The organism is Acinetobacter sp. 25-47-122 (genome assembly GCF_056779695.1).
On sequence record NZ_JBWYIJ010000014.1, the window covers coordinates 38792 to 57391 of the forward strand.

An 18600-nucleotide genomic window follows, 5' to 3' on the forward strand; every position below is an offset into this window, starting at 1 on the left:
TGCAGTTACTATGGCTATTAAAAAATCAGAACTCTATTCTTCACTTTGGGAAAGCTGTGACAACCTTCGTGGAGGCATGGATTCAAGCCAATACAAAGATTATATTTTGGTTTTACTTTTCATCAAATATGTTAGTGATAAAAAAGAACAATTAGATTTTATCGATATCCCAGAATCTGCGACTTTTAGTGCCATGATTGAGCTCAAAGGTAATGCCGAAATTGGCGACTTGATTAACAAGCAAATCGTTGCCCCGCTTGCCGAAGCCTGTGCGCTAAATGTTAAAGCAATGCCTGACTTTAATGACTCAACCAAACTTGGTGATGGTCAAGAAAAAGTAGATCGTTTAACTGACCTTATTGCGATTTTCCAACGACCAGAACTTGATTTCTCAAATCACCTTGCCAATGGCGATGACTTACTTGGCGATGCGTTTGAGTATCTCATGGGGCACTTTGCTTCTGAAAGCGGTAAGAGTAAAGGACAATTCTATACACCAACAGAAGTCAGCCGTATTGTTGCCTCAATTGTGGGTATTGATGAATTTGAAGCACGTGGTGACACCACTGTTTATGACCCAACCTGTGGTTCAGGCTCCCTCCTCCTTCGTGTCGCTGCTAAAGCGAACCGTGATGATATTTCGTTATACGGTCAAGAAAAAGATGCTTCGACGAGCATTTTGGCACAAATGAACATGTTCTTGCATGGTTCGCCAACGGCAGAAATCCGCCAAGGGAATACCCTTTCAACGCCTAAATTTCTTGTCGATGGTGAACTCCAACGTTTTGATTTCATTGTAGCTAACCCACCATTTTCAGATAAAAAATGGTCAATGGGCTTAGATATTTCTACCGCTGATGCTGATGTGTATGGTCGTTTTGAAGATTTTGGTATTCCTCCATCAAAACAAGGGGACTACGCTTACCTGCTCCATATCATTAAATCATTAAAATCGACAGGTAAAGCAGCATGTATTCTGCCTCACGGTGTTTTATTCCGTGGTAATGCCGAAGCGGATATTCGCCAAAAATTAGTGGATTATGGTTTTATTAAAGCCATTATTGGTTTACCTGCTAACTTGTTCTACGGTACAGGTATCCCTGCTTGTATTATCGTGATTGATCGTGAAAATGCTGCAGCACGTAAAGGCATTTTAATGATTGATGCAAGCCAAGGCTTTATTAAAGATGGCGCAAAAAACCGTTTACGTGAGCGTGATTTACATAAAATCATTGATGCCTTTAAAAATCCTGAAGCGCATGACGAGCGTTATGCACGTATGGTCGGTTTAGATGAAATCATTAAAAACGGCTATAACCTGAATTTGCCACGTTATATCGACAATAGTGAAGCTGAAGATATCCAAGATATTGAAGCGCATTTACAAGGTGGTATTCCAAATGCAGATATTGAAGATTTAGCCAACTATTGGAAAGTTTGTCCTCAGCTTAAGAGCAAACTCTTTAGTCCCCTACGTGATGGTTATGCCGCGCTTAACTGTGCAACACATGAAGTAAAAAGCTTTATTAACCAAGATGCTGAATTCGTTGCATTCAAAGAAAAAATGCAAGCACATTTCCAAGTTTGGGCAGATCAAGCTGAAGTCAAACTTAAATCACTCAAAGCCAATGAATTCGAACCTAAAGAATTAATTACTGAACTGTCAGAATCTTTACTTGCTCACTATCAAGGGCAAGATCTTGTCGATCATTACAGTATCTACCAAATTTTGATGGATTACTGGGAAGGCATTATGCAGGATGATGCTTATATCATTGCTGCAGATGATTGGAAGGTCAATGCCGAGCGTATTATTGAAACCATAAAAGGTCAGCAAAAAGATAAAGGTTGGAAAGCCGATTTAGTACCAAAAGAAGTGGTGATTAATCGTTACTTTGCTGATCGTCGTGATGAGTTAGCACGTGAGCAGGCCAAGTTAGATGAGCTCACTCAAGAACTGACTGAGCATGAAGAAAATCATTCAGGTGATGAGGATATTCTTGAGCAAGGGATTAAAGAAAAAGACGTGAAAGAGCTTTGGCAATCTGAAGTATTAGATGCTGCACCAAAAGCTTATGCGGCTGATTTTTCAATTTACAGTGCAGCGCAGCAACAACTGGAAAATGCGCAAGGGATTTTGGACTGTTTAGAAAAAGAAAATACGATTATTGCCTTAATGCTGAAAGCCAAAAATACCACAGCCAAAAAGATGGCTGCTTTTGCTGAACAACAGTCAAGTGAAGAAAAGTCGATTATTGAGCGTTATGCTACAGCCTTTACTCAGTTAAAAAATGCAAAAAGCCTCATGAAAAATAAATATGAGATTTTTGAAAATGGTATTTCTGAGTTAATCAAAAATAATCAAGGTGAAGATTCGCTAGATAATTTTGATAATTTGGCGGTGCTGTATCGTTGGATGGATTTAACCAATAAGATTAAAGCTCAAAAGACTTTGGTCAAAGATTTAGAAACTAAATTGGATACGGATACCTTTAATTATTATGCTAATTTAACCGAGTCAGAAATTAAGGAATTGGTGACGGATGATAAATGGCTAGCCGATTTAGCCAAGCAGATTAATGCCGATGTTGAGCGTGTGGCACAGCGTTTAACCGTGCGTGTACGTGAGTTGGCAGAGCGTTATGAGTTTACTTTAGGACAACTGACGCAAAGTGTTGAAGATTTGGAAAAGCAAGTGGAGGCTCATTTGGTTGCAATGGGGTTTGAGCTATGAGTGCATTACAACAATGGACACCAACAACGTTAGGCGAGCTATTAATCTTTACAGGGGGCTCTCAACCCCCTCTTAGCGTTTTCTCTAAAACTGAGCACGAAGGATACATTCGACTTATCCAAATTCGTGATTATAAGACAGATAAATATACGACTTATATTCCAAAAGATTTAGCTCGCCGATTCTGCGATGCTGATGACATTATGATTGGTCGATATGGTCCACCTATCTTTCAAATTTTGAGAGGACTAGAAGGCGCTTATAATGTTGCATTAATCAAAGTTACGCCTAAAGGAAATATTCTCAAAGATTTTGCGTGGCACTATCTAAGAAATGATCGTCTTTTCAAACATATCGATAAGCTATCTCGTCGGACATCTGGGCAAACAGGCGTGGACTTGAATGAGTTAGAAAATTATCCAATTCAGTTACCACCACTAGCCGAACAACAAAAAATCGCTCAAGCCTTAACCGATGTAGACAACTATATTTCTACATTAGAAAAACTCATCGAAAAGAAAAAGATGATCAAAGAAGGCTTAATGGTCAATCTTTTAACAGGCAAACAGCGTTTAAAAGAGTTTGCTTTTAATGAAGATGGTACGGCAAAAGGCTATAAAGACTCTGAGTTAGGTAAAATTCCTGAGGATTGGGAAATTTTTAATATAGGCGATCTTTTATCAATTACTACTGGAGATAAGAACACTCAAGATAAAGTAAGTGATGGAGCGTATCCTTTCTTCGTTAGATCTCAAACTATTGAAACAAGTAATACATACTCTTTCGATGGTGAAGGTGTTCTTACTGCTGGAGATGGAGTAGGCACAGGTAAGATTTTTCATTACATAAATGGGAAATGTGATATCCATCAACGTGTTTATTTGATGTCGAATTTCCATAAAAAATTACATGGATACTTTTTCTATCTGTATTTCAGTAGAAATTTTTATAATCGTATTATGTCGATGACAGCTAAATCATCCGTAGACTCTGTACGTAAAGAAATGATCGCTGATATGAAAATTTATTTACCTATTTTGGAAGAACAGATTGAAATATCTAAACTAATTCAAAATAGCACTGCTGAATTGAATAACTTAGAACAGAAATTATCAAAGTTCAAAAAAATCAAGCAAGGTATGATGCAAAAACTACTCACTGGCGAAATTCGTTTGGCCTAGAGCATTTATAAAATTTTAGGGGGAGTAATACACAACATGACTTTAGACGCAATCAATATGGACTATACCGTAAACAATGAAGCACATACTCAACAACAAGTCATTGATGTATTACAATCCCTAGGCTTTAGCTATTTAGGTAACTGGCAGTACCGTGAAAACAATAGCAATATTGAACCTAAATATTTAACCGAATTCTTAAAATCTCAAGGTCATTCAGATCAAGAGATCAGCAAGGTTTATGATGAGTTAAATAAAGTCTTATCGAATAAGTACGATGGCTTATATGAAGTCAATAAAACCTTCTATGGCAAATTGCGTATGGGTGTCGGCGTGAAAATGAGCGCCGAAGAAAATGAAAAAACTATTTTTCTCATCGACTGGAAAAACCGAGCAAATAATCGCTTTTATGTGGCTGAAGAAGTCACACTAAAAGGCGTTGAAGCAGACCGTCGCCCTGACCTCGTGTTATACATTAATGGTATTGCTATTGGTGTCATCGAACTCAAACGTGGCAGTGTATCGCTTGGTGAAGGTATTGCTCAACTGGTGTCCAATCAACAAGCTGAGTTTAATCCTTGGTTCTTTAATACCACACAACTCTTAATTGCAGGTAATACGTCACAAGGCTTGCAATATGGGACGACCCTTACCCCATCTAAATTTTACTTAAATTGGAAAGAAGACGCAGATGTTGAAGAAGACAATATCCTGTTTAAATATTTGCGTCGTTTGTGTAACAAAGAACGCTTATTAGAAATCATCTACGACTGCATTATCTTCGATGCTGGCGTCAAAAAACTGCCTCGTTCACACCAGTATTTTGGTTTAAAAGCAGCGCAACAATACGTCAATAAAAAACAAGGCGGGATTATTTGGCATACCCAAGGTGCAGGTAAAAGTATCTTGATGGTGATGCTTGCCAAATGGATTTTACAAAATAAACCCCATGCCCGTGTTGTGGTTATTACTGACCGTGACGAACTCGATAAACAAATTGAAAAGGTATTTACTCAATCAGGTCGAAAAGTCACCCGAGCAAGCAGTGGCGCAAACTTAATGAGTGCGCTACAAAATCCTGAGGAACGCTTGCTCTGTACCCTGATCCATAAGTTTGGACAACGTGATGTCGAAGATATCGATACCTTCATTGCTGATCTTGCTAAACAAAAATCTAAGGTCTTTGGTGAAGTGATCGTCTTTATTGATGAATGTCACCGTACTCAAAGTGGTGATTTACATCGCTATATGAAAGCCATCATTCCACAAGCCGTGATGATTGGTTTTACAGGAACACCTCTTCTTAAAAAAGATGCTAAAAACAGTTTAGAAGTCTTTGGTGGCTATATTCATACCTACTTATTTAAAGAAGCAGTAGAAGATGGTGTGATTCTAGATTTGGCATACGAATCTCGTGATGTCGATCAATACATCTCAGATCAAGATGCGATTGACGATTGGTTTAAAGAAACCGTGCGCAACCGTAACTTAAACGAATGGCAACAAGTCGAACTCAAAAAAGAATGGGGTACGCGTCAAAAGCTGAATAGCTCTGAGCAACGTATGCGTAAAATCATGCTTGATATAAATAATGACTTTATGCAAAGAATTCCACGCCTTAAACAACGTGGTACAGCTATCTTAGTGGCATCTAGTATTTATGAAGCATGTAAATACTACAATCTCATTCAAGATAGTAACTCGCCGATTCTACGAAAACGTTGTGCACTGATTACCTCTTATGAGCCAAGTCCTGCGAAAGTCAGCAAATCTATTGTAGATAGCCATACCGAAACGGAAGACCAATACATTTATGCAACCTATGACAAGATTTTGCAAAATGTAAAATCTGAACCGCAAAAAACCAAGGCAGAAACCTATACCGATAACGCTAAGAAAAAATTTGTCGATCATCCAACAGAAATGAAATTACTCATTGTTGTCGATAAACTTTTAACAGGTTTTGATGCGCCCTCTTGTTCGGTCTTGTACTTAGATAAATCGATGCAAAATCATGGACTTTTCCAAGCCATTTGTCGTACTAACCGTTTGGACACTACTGACAAAGAATATGGTTTAATCATTGACTATAAAAACCTATTTCAGAAAATGGCAAAAGCTATTGCCGTTTATAACTCAGAATTAGACACTTCAGCATCTGAAGAAGCACAAATTGAGATTAAAAATCGTAAGATTATGGCGAAAGAGCATTTAGACAATGCGATGGAGCAACTCAATTTGCTGATGCAAATGGTGCAACCCAATAGCTGTGAAGAAGATCGCTTAAAATTCTTTTGTGGCAACTCAGAAAACCCTGATGACCTTAAACTAACCTATCAAAGACGTATCACACTATATAAGTCTGTTGCAACCTTCTTCCGTGCCTTCGCCAATGCCAAAGATGAATTGGCAGAAATTGGCTATTCAGCAGACGAGATTAAAGAGATAAAAGCAAAAGAGGTTTTTTATTTAGATTTAAGAGAAAAGGTTCGTTTACGTGCGGGTGAATATCTCGACCTCAAAACATTTGAAGCAGATATGCGTTATCTGATTGATAATTATATCGATGCTAAAAATTCAGTAAAAGTCAGTTCATTTGAAGATAAAACTCTGATTCAATTGATTGTGGAAACTGGCATTGCAGAAACCATTACCAATAAATTAAACAATATGAAGGATCGAAATTCAGTTGCAGAAACGATTGAAAATAACATCCGTAGTACCTTAATTAAAGACCATTTAGCAGACCCTGCTTTCCATGCCAAAATGTCAGGGCTGTTAGAAGAAGTTATCAAAATCCGTAAGGACAGTGCAGATCGCTATGCTGAATATTTAAAGCAAATCGAACAACTAGCGAAAGATGTACATTCAGGTACAGTGGTAAAAACCAGCGCAAAAATCGATACAAAAGGTAAAAAGGCGCTCTTTAATTTATTTCAACATGAAGAGCAAGCTCTCGAAATGCACGAGTTTGTACTCAACAATAAACCTGCAGGTTGGCAAACACATTCGCTTAAAACCTCAAAATTACGCAATATGATTAAGAAACAAATCCAAGATGAAGATTTATTAGATAAACTAATGGATATCTTCACAGGACATGACGAGTTTAGATGATTATCCATATTGGTGATATCACGATTGATTTAACACTTAAAGATGTTGAAAACATTCATTTAAGTGTTTATCCACCTGAAGGTGCTGTCAAAATGACAGCACCCTCTTATGTGTCTGAAGAATCTTTAAAACTATATGCAATTTCTAAGCTTTCTTGGATCAAAAAAGAACAAAAAAAGTTTAAGGAACAATCCCGAGAAAGCAAACGGCTTTATGTCGAACGTGAGAGTATTTACATTTGGGGACAACGTTACTTACTCAGCATTGCTAAGGCTAAACGCCCATCTATTCAATATGATTCATTCAATATGGTTTTCTTCTGCTCAGAAGATTACACCTTAGAACAACGTCAAAACTACGTAAATCGTTGGTATCGTAAAGAGTTACGCAAATTTGCTGAACCTCTTATTCTACAATGGGCTGAAAAACTACACGTTCAGCCTAATAAACTGCTTGTAAGTACAATGAAAACCAAATGGGGAAGCTGCAACCCCAAAGACAAAAATATTCGTTTAAATACCGAACTTGCTAAAAAGCCAAAAGCGAGTGTTGAATATATTATTGTTCATGAGCTGTTGCATTTACTTGAAGCAAATCATGGTGACCGATTTATCAGCCTTTTAGATGAGCATATGCCTGACTGGCAACAACGAAAGCAAATGCTGAGCGAGATGCCTTTACATTTTGGTTAGATTATCAGTCACTAACCACTCCATATGACATAATTTTTTCTTTTGCTTGGCGATACGCCTACATCCGCCAACTTATGTGAACGTTCTTTATCTGTTAAAAATCCAAGTACAGAAATCCGATCTACAATTATCAAATCCTGTTCTTCATTCTGCTCCTGCCACTGATGCAAAAACTCATCTGATACAAGTAGATTACTTTTCTTAGAATTACAGATTGAATCAGCATGTAACGTAGCTTATGTAAATTCATCCGCCTATTGGTTGTAATAATCTATTGTTTTCATTTTTACTACTTAGGCTAAAAATTAAACTTAGTCTACTAAAAAACAAAAAAATAAGGGAGCAATAGCTCCCTTTCTATTCACGGCTCGCCAACTTATTTTCAATCCATTGATGGATCTCATAAGCTGACCAACCGATACGGTTTTGGGTAATTTTGACTTTCTTTGGAAAAGTCGGATCGTAGTAGGGTGAATTTTCATCCATCATTTCATAGATGGTTGAACGTCCAACGCCAACTAGCTCTACGACCTGCTTGATACTAATCAGCTGGTTCATCTGGAATGTTTGTCCTACAAATGTACTCATAGTGCTTACTCCGATCTCATGATTTCGAGCAACTCGCTCATGAGATACGGCAATCCCGTAAGGTTTTACCTTGTCCGATTCAGTTCAATGCTGTCACGGAACTTTTTAATCCCTGTTGGATATTAAAAGCTTCACTCGGAGCTAATGACTGCTGTTGCTCTTCCCCCTGATAAAACTCCTCCACTACATCTAATCCTTCCTCTAGATCCATTTCAAACTTCGCATTAGCAAAGCCCTGTCGTGCCATTTGATCGAGTGCCTCTTGATTAAATCCCACCTGCTTACTTTGTTGATCAATCTCACGTGCTGTGTGAATCGCTGACTGCAAATCCACGCCTTCTCTTAATGTTAAATCCACGTAATACACAGGCTGACGATAACTTTGTGTTGTACTCTTACCTCGTAACGTCAGTTGCAGTGGCAAGCATGAAAGCAAGCCGTTCGATGCTGCATGGTAGTAGCTCAAGCGAGCTGCCAAAGTCCGAATGCTGTTAAAGCCTGTGGTTCTAAAGATGAAGGTGCCAAATTCATCCGACTCATCTAAGTTCACATGCAAACGACCATAGGGCTTACAATGCCCACCCTGAGCTAAAGGACATAAATCAGGTGAAGGACACGGATGCTGTTCAACGCCCTGGTTGTTTAAACGCTGACAAGTTTGACCATCACCGACACAAACAGGTCGTCCTGTCTGACGATCAAACAAGGAGTACTCTGCTCGTAGGTTCAGATCAGGATCATTAAAGATCATGCGGACAGGGATAGAACGGAGTTTCTGATTCGGAGCATTCGCTCGAAGCTGTTCATCTAATGGGTGCTTGACCCATCCTTCTTTATTTTGGATTTGCGAAGTAATGGTGAACTGGTCATCTTTCTCAGGTAGACGTTTACCATTCTTTTCCACGACTCGACCAATACTGATACGCCCAAGTGTAGGCGGTGTGATCGCTAGACCTTTAATCATTTTAATACTCCAATTAAATCTTTAAGGCGTAGGGTTCTTATATGTAAGTTTCAACGACTGCTATAAAGTAGAAATAATTACTAAAAAGCGAGTGTTGACTGCAAAAATCGCGACCGATTTGCTCTCTACAAATGTTGTAGAGAGCGGGGAGCGATTTTTGTGCATTTTTGATGAGGTGAATGATGTGGGCTTAGTCGGTATAGATATTGAAGCGACGACTGCCCTGTCTTTTTAATGGATATTGTTCAATAAGATCAGGCTGATGCTTGAGTAGAGCTTTGGTATCCAAACTGACACTGTCATTGGCTTTCTTCCAAACCACTGAACCACGACTGAATGTGGCACGCTCTGCATCCTTCATCATCATTTGGATTTGATGCTTTAGCTCATCAAAACGTTCTTGTTTATGCTGAATCTCTTCTTTCAGTTTGATCAGCTTATCGAACATGAGGTTGGCTGTTTCATTCTGTGATAGATCTTCAACTGTCAGTGGTACATGCATTGGATACAACTGCTGAATGGCTTTGGCTGCCGATTCACTCGCATCCACAGATGGTGGTGTATCCTTTTCCACACATTCCCAAAAGTAACGTTCCGCATTAATAATGTGCTGAATCACAGATTCAGAACGAGTCACTTTAAATATTTTAGTTTCATGCCCACAAAGCAATACACACACATGGGCTGCCTGTTTTCCTGTCACTGCTAATTGGTGCTGTACCTGACAAAGTACATAGAGTGGTACACCATCACGCCACAGCTTCGCGCCATGTTCCCCTGCTGTTTTGCATTCAAGAATTTGGACTTCATCACTCCCTACAACAGCGTAGTCCAAGTTTGCCAACATAAAATGCTTATCAGGATCAGGGTGCTGTAATACAGCATTGACTCGACGTACCTTATTGTTGGTATGCATGCTGTAATACTCAGCGACCAAAGGTTCAAGCTGTTTGCCCCAATACAGTGGTGCAACACCTGAGCTTTCATCTTCGATGGACTGAGTTTGACGACCTGTTTTGATCAGCCAGAGCTCTAGCATCGACATGTAGGGATTTAAACCACATGCTGTTGCCGCGTCACTACTCCCAATACCTTGTTTACGAACTTCAAGCCAATCTTGATACGCCATATCCTTGGTGCTGACTAAGCGTTTAGCAGAGTTAGCTCGCTTGGTTGTGGTTAATGGATTTAATGCTGTTTGCACACCTGCCTGTACAGGCTGATTTGAAATCGGTGCGATTTGATTCATAGTTCTATCCTTATAAATTTCAGTTTTTTGTAAAAAAGAAGCGTGTAAATAAGCCATACCCGACACGAGGTCGGGTATGGCGATATGTATGCTGATTCAGATTGTTGATTGTGAGTTGAAAGTAGGGAGAGTTACGTGTGTGCTGTACTCAGCAATTGTTGAGACTTGCGGGGTTACGATTACATGAGCTTAGGCTATCAAAGATAAAGCCTGTTCGAGTCCACGTTGTTTAAGACCTGCGCCTGCACCAAACCATGCTGAATCGAGACGATGATCCGTACTCATGGCACGACGTTCATGATCAACAAATTCCGTGATCGAACAGAGTAAGCCATAAGCCGTACCTTTAGCAGATGAAAGTTCTGCTCCTCGTCCCTGACCATTAAACATGTCGAGTGCTTTAGTCATGGCTCTTCCATTGGGTTCAGTTTTATTTTGCTGTGGTGGGTTGCTTGCTACCTGACGATAGAACTGAATAATGTTCTCTTCAGGATCAGCAATTGACATAGTGCTATTGTTGAACACAGCATCAAAATAAGCCTTGGCTTCTTGCTGACTAACCTTACGTTGTGTGAGTTGTTTCATTTCATACATGTGCTCATCCCATGCACGCACTGAAATACCCAATTGTTGTTTCACCTTCTCAGCATCGAACTTGGTACTATGTGGAACTTTGACTACACCTGCACTCGCAGTTGCACCTTTCAGCGCAATGGCAAGCGTGTTGTTACATACGACTCGAATACTGGTGAATTGTGCTGTAGTTGCTAGCGTACCATCACATGCAGAGGCAAGGAGCACATAGCCATTACTAACATCCTTTCCTTTCAACGCTGTGCTTTGACCTGTACGTGCTAAAGCCCAGAACTTCTTACCACCTTTCAGCACGCCTGCTGTTTCTAACTCAAAGCCAGATTGTTCAGTCAGATCACGGTAGAACTCTAGAATTTCTTTAGGTTGTACTTCCTGATAACGCTGACTGACCACAGATAACGGTGCATGAGTATCTGAGCGATACAGCACACGTTGTTCTTCAAAGGGCATGATGATGCTTTGACCACGTTCATTCTGAGCCATGTAACTGACATTGGATGATTCGATGCGCCAATCCATGCCTGCTTGTTGTGCCCAAACCTCGAGTGGCTGATTTGGACTGAGTTGATTACCTAAGCCATGCCAAGGGGTTTCGCCCACATAGGCCATTTGTTCTAATTGATGTGCCATGATTTTAACCTCTATATTTGTGCAATCTTCAGCTGCATACAAAAAGGCCTGCTGGGGAAGCAGACCAAACTTGGACATGTAGATATTCAATCACTGTGAAATCTACAAAAGATTCATTTAGATGTTATATATCTCTATTTTTTTATAATTGATGGATACATTTGTTTAAAATTCAGCTTAAAGTTTAGCTCGGTCAAATTGACCTAAACCCTTTCAACGATTATGATTCTAGCGCTGGCCTACATTGCCAGTCGGTTTTAGCAGACCGTAGATCCAAGCAAGAAATGGCTCAGGTTATTTCTTGGGAATCCTCTCGTCTCCCTTTTTTCTTAATGGTAGGACGGAAGGGGGACACCTACGGGTGTGCTGGTTCCTTGGATCCCAGTCTGCTAACCCCTTTTCGTTCTGCCACCATTAATTAGCAGTAATGCGGTAGAACTTCTTAATTCCAAGGAGTCAACCATGACCAATTTTTCTTATTTATATCCCTCGCCTTCATTGCAGCGAATGAATACCCAACGCTTTTGTATGGGTGTGTATTCACACAAATCAAAATAATTACATTCACCCACATTTTTTGGTGATTACTTTTTAACTTAGCCTTTCTTTGAGGAAGGTATGAGTGTTTTGTCATGAAAAAATTTTGCTTTTTGATGCTCATCATTTTTGGGATAAGTGCTTGTCATTCAGATTCGTCTTCACCTGTATCTGTACGTCTTGACCTCATGCCGAATCAATTCTATATCCCTAACAATCCCTATACCCCTGCTTATTTCAATTCCGTGATTATTCAAGCAACTAAAGATCAAGTCACTATAGAAAACATTGTCATTAATCGTGGGCAATGTCCTTTATCTTCGTGGAGAAAAAACATGTCCACACTGAAGTTTGGGCAAAGCTATCAAAGTGTTATCGATTGCCACATTGAGCAAGTCAGAGAAGTCACCGTTAAGACCAATCAAGGTGAATTTACTTTTAATTTTTAACACGCTTTTACATCAATATTTATAAATAATGAGGACATAATAATGAAAGGTAAGATTTTAGATTTTTCAGTACAAGATCAAACAGGTCTAATTTTGGGTGATAATCAACAACGCTTTACATTCGACATTCACGAATGGAAGGATTCTCTCGCTCCAGTACGTGGACTATCGGTAGATTTCGACGTCAACTCAGAACAACAAGCAATAGCCATTTATCTGGATATCCATCAGCAACAACCGAGCCATGCATCTCAAACCCTTGGTTCCGACTCAAATAATACGCTTCAACAAGATGAATCTAGTCAGTCAAACCCATCGTTGTTGGCTAAATTTGAAAAGTCTGAAAATCATTATCGTCAAGCCATTATCGCTTGCTTTAAAAAGTTTGCTGATTTTAAAGGCCGTGCACGTCGTCGTGAGTTTTGGTATTTCGAACTCTTTTGTGTATTGCTCAGTCTTGTGCTTAGTCTGTTTAGCGATAGCTTAGCCACTTTGGCAATGCTCATCACTTTCATTCCAAATCTTGCTGTTAGTGTAAGACGTTTGCATGACATCGGTCGTTCTGGTTGGTGGATGCTCTTGGTCTTTATTCCCATCATTGGCATCTTGTGGCTTTTATTTTGGGCAACTCAAGAAGGCACTACAGGTTCAAATCAATATGGTGAATCACCTAAAAACTAAAACACGATTCTTTATATTACTAATTCAAGGATTTAAGCATGAAAAAAAGAATTTTATTCCCTAGTTTGATCGTCTGTTTGGCATTATTCGGTTGCCAACAAAAAGATACAACGAATGATCAAGTAGACACACAGGCACAACAAAATAGTGAGCCTACACCACCATCGGGAATCAAACATTCTAAATTAGGAATAATGGCAATCGAAAGCTATGCTCAAGCTGAGCTACAAACATTGCTTGATTCTGAATTTCCCAATACCTATACCGCTTTACCTCTTCTTAATGTGCAATATCTTCGTCGAAATGATCAAGGTCTTTATCTCTACTCAAGCAGTTTAAGATTTAAAGAAAATAGTTCAGGGCAAATTCTGGGTTGTGATCAGTCTGAAATATCGTGGAATATTGACACCAATGACATTGGTATCGGACTTCAAGGTAGCTGCTTTAATGCTGTAGATGATCAGACTGAATATTCAGGAGATCATTCATCACAAACTATTCCCAAAGAATCACCTATTAAAATTAGCCTTGAGCCTAATCCTGCTCATAACTTTATGTCGATTCTCAAAATTCAATCTGTGGTGGATGAAGTAACGGTACAAGACGTTCATTTAAATCGTGGAAACTGTCCACTTTACGCAAAAATGAATAGTCCTCGCAAAGTCACTTTTGGCAACTGGATTTCAGTGGATGCCAATTGCAATAAAAATAAAATTATTGAAGTGACGATTTCAACAGATCAAGGTGACTGGATCTTTAAGCCTTAAGAAAACCAAAGTCACGTTAACAACATGGGAGCAATACCACTCCCATGTTTTTTTTAATTTAGTAAAACTTTTGTCCACAATGTTGGCATTGAAAATAAGAATGTGTCACTGCTGTAGATTGACTCCCAAATACATTATCTAACAGCCCACCTACAACAATGCCTGCAATACCTCCAACTAATGGTGAGATCGGTAAGCTTTTGGAGAGGGTCGCTCCGATTGTGGCAAATGATGCAGAGGATGAGAAAATATTCTGAGAAGGATGATTTGACGGTTGTGGCATGATACGGACAACATGCTCCGAATGGCAGTATGGACAGTTAATTTGCATAAAATATACCTCTATAAAAGAAAAAGGCTTATCAGGGATCAGCCTAAAAAGAGAAGATGTTTCTCATCTAGATGATATATATTCATAATGTTTTTTAATTAACGTTGAGACATGCCAAAGGTTCGCATCTTTTTACTGGTCTTTACTCTCAAATATTGATCTTTATCAGGTCGTGCTAAATAAGAAAGCGTTGAACGCATCTTCTTGGCTTGATAAGGAACATTACTAAAAATAACACCAACACCCAAAACATCTTGTTCTTCATATTGCTTTAAGTATCTACGATCATGGCAATTGAAATAATTACCATCACCTGTTGTAATCTCTTCCCATAACTCACCTATAGCTTTGGCAATAGGCCATGCATTGGTTCGTTTACGCTCATCAAAAACTAATGCGATATGATAGTGGTAACCTTTCTTCTCTCCCTGCTCTATTGCCCATACAAGAAGTAATAGGTCATCTCCATAAATAGATCGATTGATTCTTCTGCGCAGTACTTCTAAATCATGATCAACCTGCTCGATATCTGGACTCATCGTATAAGCTAAATCCACACGAACCACCAATAAAGCAGAATAATCTTCTTGCAGCTCAATCAATCGAGCATCTAACTTATCTGCATTTAATCTTTCGTTATAACGATGTTGACGCATTTCATTTAAGTGGCCAGCTCTTGCCTGTTTGAAATATTTTTGCCATTCATTAAATGACCTTTGTTTTAACCGATTGTAAAGGGAATGTTCTGTTTCACACCTCAAATCATAATCGTACAATAAACAACAAAAGAGATCGATTAGGCGTGAATAGCTAAAATCAGGATTATAAAATTGATGAAAATCTAAAAGAATATCTGTAAAGTTTTCATAGAATGATCTTGGTTGTCTTCTTGACTCTATGACTGATAGAACAAACCTCTCAATTTCTATCAATAGTGATGCTTCTTTAATTCTTGCTTGATTAATCATTTTATTCATACTCACTTACCTTTAGTTTAAGACTATAGGAAGTGACTAATATGTATTTTTAAAAATATTAATAGTGAATAAATCATTAACTTAGTGTTTATTACTAAACAAATAATAAAATCATTACACCAAAATTTAGTTTTTTTGTATATCAATAAATAAGTTTATCTGTTCGACCTAGTCATTAATTACTTATAATTTGAAATAATTTGCTTTAATTCGAACAGGTCAAGTTATCCGACGTTTGAAAACTTCTACTGCCAATTTACGTTACTTCATCAAAGTATAGGTAAGTCGAATTGCAACCCTTATGTAAAATCATACCAAAATCAACGTACATCAGATCAAAAAACATATAAATTGTTGATTTTTTTTTAAATCTTATTTTTTTAATACTTGTAAACACCTACAAAAAACCGTATATTACACACTTAAAATACTACGACAATTCTACAAAAATCATGTTACGTACTTTTAATGAAAATGAAAAACAAGAGCTTCAAAAATTTCTGCGAGAATTTAGAGACGAAAACATAATTTGGATTGTGTTTGAATGGTTCCGTTTAGAATTAAAAGAGAGTAAAGAAAGTTTTTTGCGTTTTTTGAATAACAAGCAGGACTTGAAATTACTTTCAGAATATATTGACACCGAACTAAGTAATTTGACTATCGAACATAGAACTGATTTCATTAAATATTGCCGAAGAATTCATTTAAATATTATTCCTCAACACCAGTTAAAATTTTTATCAAATGACCATCGGTTGTGCTGGTTCATTATTAATATTCACTTTAGAAATAATTCGATTTTAGACATTATTAATTCAGATTATGAATTCCCCATCAACCCTTATTTTTTATTATTATTTCACATTTATTCAGATAATATTTATACAGATACCAATAGAGATAATATTAATTTCGAAAAAATAATAGAATATAAAAACAAGATGTATAGAGATTCAAATCCAAATAATTTACTAAATAAATACATAGATAATGAATATTTTCCTACATGGGCTCTAGAATATACTAAAAATAAATTAAGGCATTATATTCAATTTAGATATCATAATCCTTCAAATAGTGAACAAGCTCTGGAATTACTTTTGATTATTTGGGATCTCCAATACTATGATAATTATGATAAGTATATACTTGGTATACAAAAATTAAAAAAAGCTTGGCAACAAAAACAATTTAGAGATAAGGGTGGTCTTAAAAAACAATACCATCTTCCTTTAACCAAAAAGACTAAATCACAATTAGTAGGACTAGCTGAAAAAATGAATATTTCTGAAACAAAAGTTTTAGAAAAATTAATTGAAGATGCGTACCAAAATGAGATGCTTGATGAAAAAGGAAAGGCTCTTTATTGAGCCATCCATTCTTTAACCTTATCACCGTACCACTCCATTATCTTCACACGCTCATCCCAGTACTGTGCACGGTTATAAGCAGAACGAATACGATTCTGTGGTACATGAGCAAGCTGACGTTCAATGGCATCAGAATTAAATAAATTTGACTCATTTAATACTGTACTGAAAAGTGATCTAAAGCCATGTGTTGTCATACGACCTGTATAACCTGAGCGCTTAATCACAGCCAGTATCGATTCACTACGCATAGGTTCTTTGTTATTTAAACGATGTGGAAATAATAAATCTTGATTATGTGTCAAACGTAGTCCCTGAAGTTCATCGATCATCATATCTGTTAGGGGTACACGATGGGGTAAACCGTTCTTCATACGTTCCGCAGGAATATCCCATTTACGCTCTTCTAAATCAAACTCGTCCCAACGTGCTTTTAGTAACTCACTTACTCGAACGCCCGTCAACATGATCAAAATAATTGCATGATGCGTTTTCTCGTCGGCAGGATAGGCTTTAATACATCTAAGAAATTCAGGCATTTCATTTTCTGATAAAGAGGCTAAATTCTTTACTTTTTTATTCTTAAGGGCATAAACCAAATCACTTGCTGGATTGTCATATCTATAGCCATGTGCAATGGCATATTTCATCACCATGCCACAACGGGATAACGTGCGTTTAGCAATTTCGGTAGATCCTCTTGCCTCAATCTTTTTGATGACTTGCAGTATCTCCGGTGCTTGGATCTGATTGATGCGTTTATTGGCAAGCGTACTGTAAAGCTCATCTAAAGATGCTCGTACATTACTGATATGCTTGATTGACCAAGTCTCTCTTTGATTCTCAAACCAATCTTCAGCTACCTCTTTAAAAAATGGTTTGATATCTTCATGCAAAACTGACTTAGAATGTTTGTATTTAAGTTCAAGTGCAAGCTCCCTTGCTCTTTTTAAACTCAAGTCAGGATATGGACCAAGCGACTCTGACTTTCGTTCACCATGAACGGTATAGCGTACATTCCAGTATTTTTGTCCTGCTGGCGTCACAAGAAGTGAAAGACCATTTTCATCTGAGAGACGGTATCGCTTTTCTTTTGGTGTCGCTTTCCTACATTCGGTATCGGTGAGTTTCATGTGTATTTACCCTTTATCAATCATAAAATTATTGGGTAAATTTTCCCAATAATTACCCACTAAAGGCAAAAATTGGGTCACACAGCTTAGGATAAGGTCGGATAAGACAGCCAATAAAAAAGCCCTCAAACTTAATATTTAAGGGCTTTTTTACATTCAGTCGAACTTCTCTGAATTGAATTTTGGTGGAGATGGCGGGAGTCGAACCCGCGTCCGCAAGCACTACACTCGAGATTACTACATGCTTAGATATCGTCTATTGTTTTAACCCTCAAAGACCCGACGAACAGGGTTAAGAGAGCGATCCTTTAAGTTTAGTACAACACCCCAAGGCTTGATGTTATACGGACTTGTGTGCGTGCGCTTCAGTCGGGATCTCTAACCACAAGTATTCAGAGATGCGGACAAGCTGCCCTTAGGCAGCTAGAGCGTAAGATTCGTCGTTTGCGACTATTTAAAATGCAAATTTTATTTACGAGAGAAAATGCGCTCTCGGCATGCATCTATGAGTTTCATCACCAGCGTCGAAGCCAGGAACATCCCCAAAGTACAACGCAATCATAGCATAAAAGTTTGAAAATACGACCTCAAATTTCACAACAATTA

At 38.1% G+C, this 18600-nt stretch carries 15 protein-coding genes, 1 other RNA gene and 1 pseudogene; 8 read left to right on the forward strand and 9 right to left on the reverse strand.

Going from position 1 to position 18600, the window contains the following annotated elements; all coding sequences use genetic code 11:
• The first annotated feature begins 10 nt into the window (after positions 1-10).
• The 4 genes from AC1M9P_RS12840 to AC1M9P_RS12855 are packed head-to-tail and all read left to right on the forward strand — an operon-like array spanning position 11 to position 7724.
• On the forward strand, positions 11-2734 hold the full coding sequence (locus AC1M9P_RS12840) for an N-6 DNA methylase (protein ID WP_481587853.1): 2724 nt from the start codon (positions 11-13) through the stop codon (positions 2732-2734).
• On the forward strand, positions 2731-3915 hold the full coding sequence (locus tag AC1M9P_RS12845) for a restriction endonuclease subunit S (protein WP_481587854.1): 1185 nt from the start codon (positions 2731-2733) through the stop codon (positions 3913-3915). Before AC1M9P_RS12840 ends, AC1M9P_RS12845 begins: the two co-directional genes overlap by 4 nt.
• Before the next feature lie 36 nt (positions 3916-3951).
• Positions 3952-7032: a type I restriction endonuclease subunit R gene (locus AC1M9P_RS12850; protein WP_481587855.1), complete on the forward strand. Its 3081-nt coding sequence runs from the start codon at positions 3952-3954 to the stop codon at positions 7030-7032.
• Positions 7029-7724, forward strand: coding sequence for a M48 family metallopeptidase (locus tag AC1M9P_RS12855; RefSeq protein ID WP_481587856.1), 696 nt, complete (start codon positions 7029-7031; stop codon positions 7722-7724). The genes AC1M9P_RS12850 and AC1M9P_RS12855 overlap by 4 nt, the downstream gene beginning before the upstream one ends.
• 11 nt (positions 7725-7735) lie before the next feature.
• On the opposite strand, the pseudogene AC1M9P_RS12860 reads toward AC1M9P_RS12855, so the two are convergent.
• From AC1M9P_RS12860 to AC1M9P_RS12880, 5 genes and pseudogenes are all read right to left on the reverse strand, one after another.
• Positions 7736-7948, reverse strand: a pseudogene (locus AC1M9P_RS12860) (HNH endonuclease); the annotation flags it as partial.
• Positions 7949-8081: 133 nt separating this feature from the next.
• Complete coding sequence (locus AC1M9P_RS12865) at positions 8082-8312, reverse strand: helix-turn-helix transcriptional regulator (RefSeq protein WP_092766047.1); 231 nt, start codon at positions 8310-8312, stop codon at positions 8082-8084.
• Between the two features lie 79 nt (positions 8313-8391).
• Positions 8392-9276, reverse strand: coding sequence for a recombination directionality factor (locus AC1M9P_RS12870; RefSeq protein WP_481587857.1), 885 nt, complete (start codon positions 9274-9276; stop codon positions 8392-8394).
• 190 nt (positions 9277-9466) lie between these two features.
• Positions 9467-10525: a YqaJ viral recombinase family nuclease gene (locus tag AC1M9P_RS12875; protein WP_481587858.1), complete on the reverse strand. Its 1059-nt coding sequence runs from the start codon at positions 10523-10525 to the stop codon at positions 9467-9469.
• A gap of 189 nt (positions 10526-10714) precedes the next feature.
• Positions 10715-11749 carry a DUF932 domain-containing protein gene (locus AC1M9P_RS12880; protein ID WP_481587859.1) on the reverse strand — a complete coding sequence of 345 codons (1035 nt, stop codon included), beginning with the start codon at positions 11747-11749 and terminating at the stop codon, positions 10715-10717.
• 632 nt (positions 11750-12381) lie between these two features.
• Between AC1M9P_RS12880 and AC1M9P_RS12885 the strand changes: the two genes are divergently transcribed.
• From AC1M9P_RS12885 to AC1M9P_RS12895, 3 genes are read left to right on the forward strand one after another with little or no spacing between them, the layout of a single operon-like run.
• Complete coding sequence (locus tag AC1M9P_RS12885; RefSeq protein ID WP_481587860.1) at positions 12382-12735, forward strand: hypothetical protein; 354 nt, start codon at positions 12382-12384, stop codon at positions 12733-12735.
• 42 nt (positions 12736-12777) lie between these two features.
• Positions 12778-13416 (forward strand): DUF805 domain-containing protein, encoded by a 639-nt coding sequence (locus AC1M9P_RS12890; protein ID WP_481587861.1) that lies wholly within the window; start codon positions 12778-12780, stop codon positions 13414-13416.
• A 38-nt stretch (positions 13417-13454) separates the two neighbouring features.
• Positions 13455-14183, forward strand: a complete 729-nt coding sequence (locus AC1M9P_RS12895) for a hypothetical protein (RefSeq protein ID WP_481587862.1) — start codon at positions 13455-13457, stop codon at positions 14181-14183.
• Positions 14184-14241: 58 nt separating this feature from the next.
• Here the strand turns inward: AC1M9P_RS12895 and AC1M9P_RS12900 are convergent, their stop codons facing one another.
• Positions 14242-14514, reverse strand: a complete 273-nt coding sequence (locus tag AC1M9P_RS12900) for a hypothetical protein (protein WP_481587863.1) — start codon at positions 14512-14514, stop codon at positions 14242-14244.
• A gap of 98 nt (positions 14515-14612) precedes the next feature.
• Positions 14613-15491, reverse strand: a complete 879-nt coding sequence (locus AC1M9P_RS12905) for a YagK/YfjJ domain-containing protein (RefSeq protein WP_481587864.1) — start codon at positions 15489-15491, stop codon at positions 14613-14615.
• A 452-nt stretch (positions 15492-15943) separates the two neighbouring features.
• On the opposite strand from AC1M9P_RS12905, the gene AC1M9P_RS12910 reads away from it, so the two are divergent.
• On the forward strand, positions 15944-16861 hold the full coding sequence (locus AC1M9P_RS12910) for a hypothetical protein (protein WP_481587865.1): 918 nt from the start codon (positions 15944-15946) through the stop codon (positions 16859-16861).
• On the opposite strand, the gene AC1M9P_RS12915 is transcribed toward AC1M9P_RS12910, so the two are convergent.
• Both AC1M9P_RS12915 and ssrA read right to left on the reverse strand, forming a co-directional pair.
• A complete protein-coding gene (locus AC1M9P_RS12915; protein WP_481587866.1) occupies positions 16855-17994 on the reverse strand; it encodes a tyrosine-type recombinase/integrase in 1140 nt (379 codons plus the stop codon). The genes AC1M9P_RS12910 and AC1M9P_RS12915 overlap by 7 nt on opposite strands.
• A gap of 183 nt (positions 17995-18177) precedes the next feature.
• Positions 18178-18538, reverse strand: a transfer-messenger RNA (tmRNA) gene (gene ssrA, locus AC1M9P_RS12920).
• Between the last annotated feature and the right edge of the window lie 62 nt (positions 18539-18600).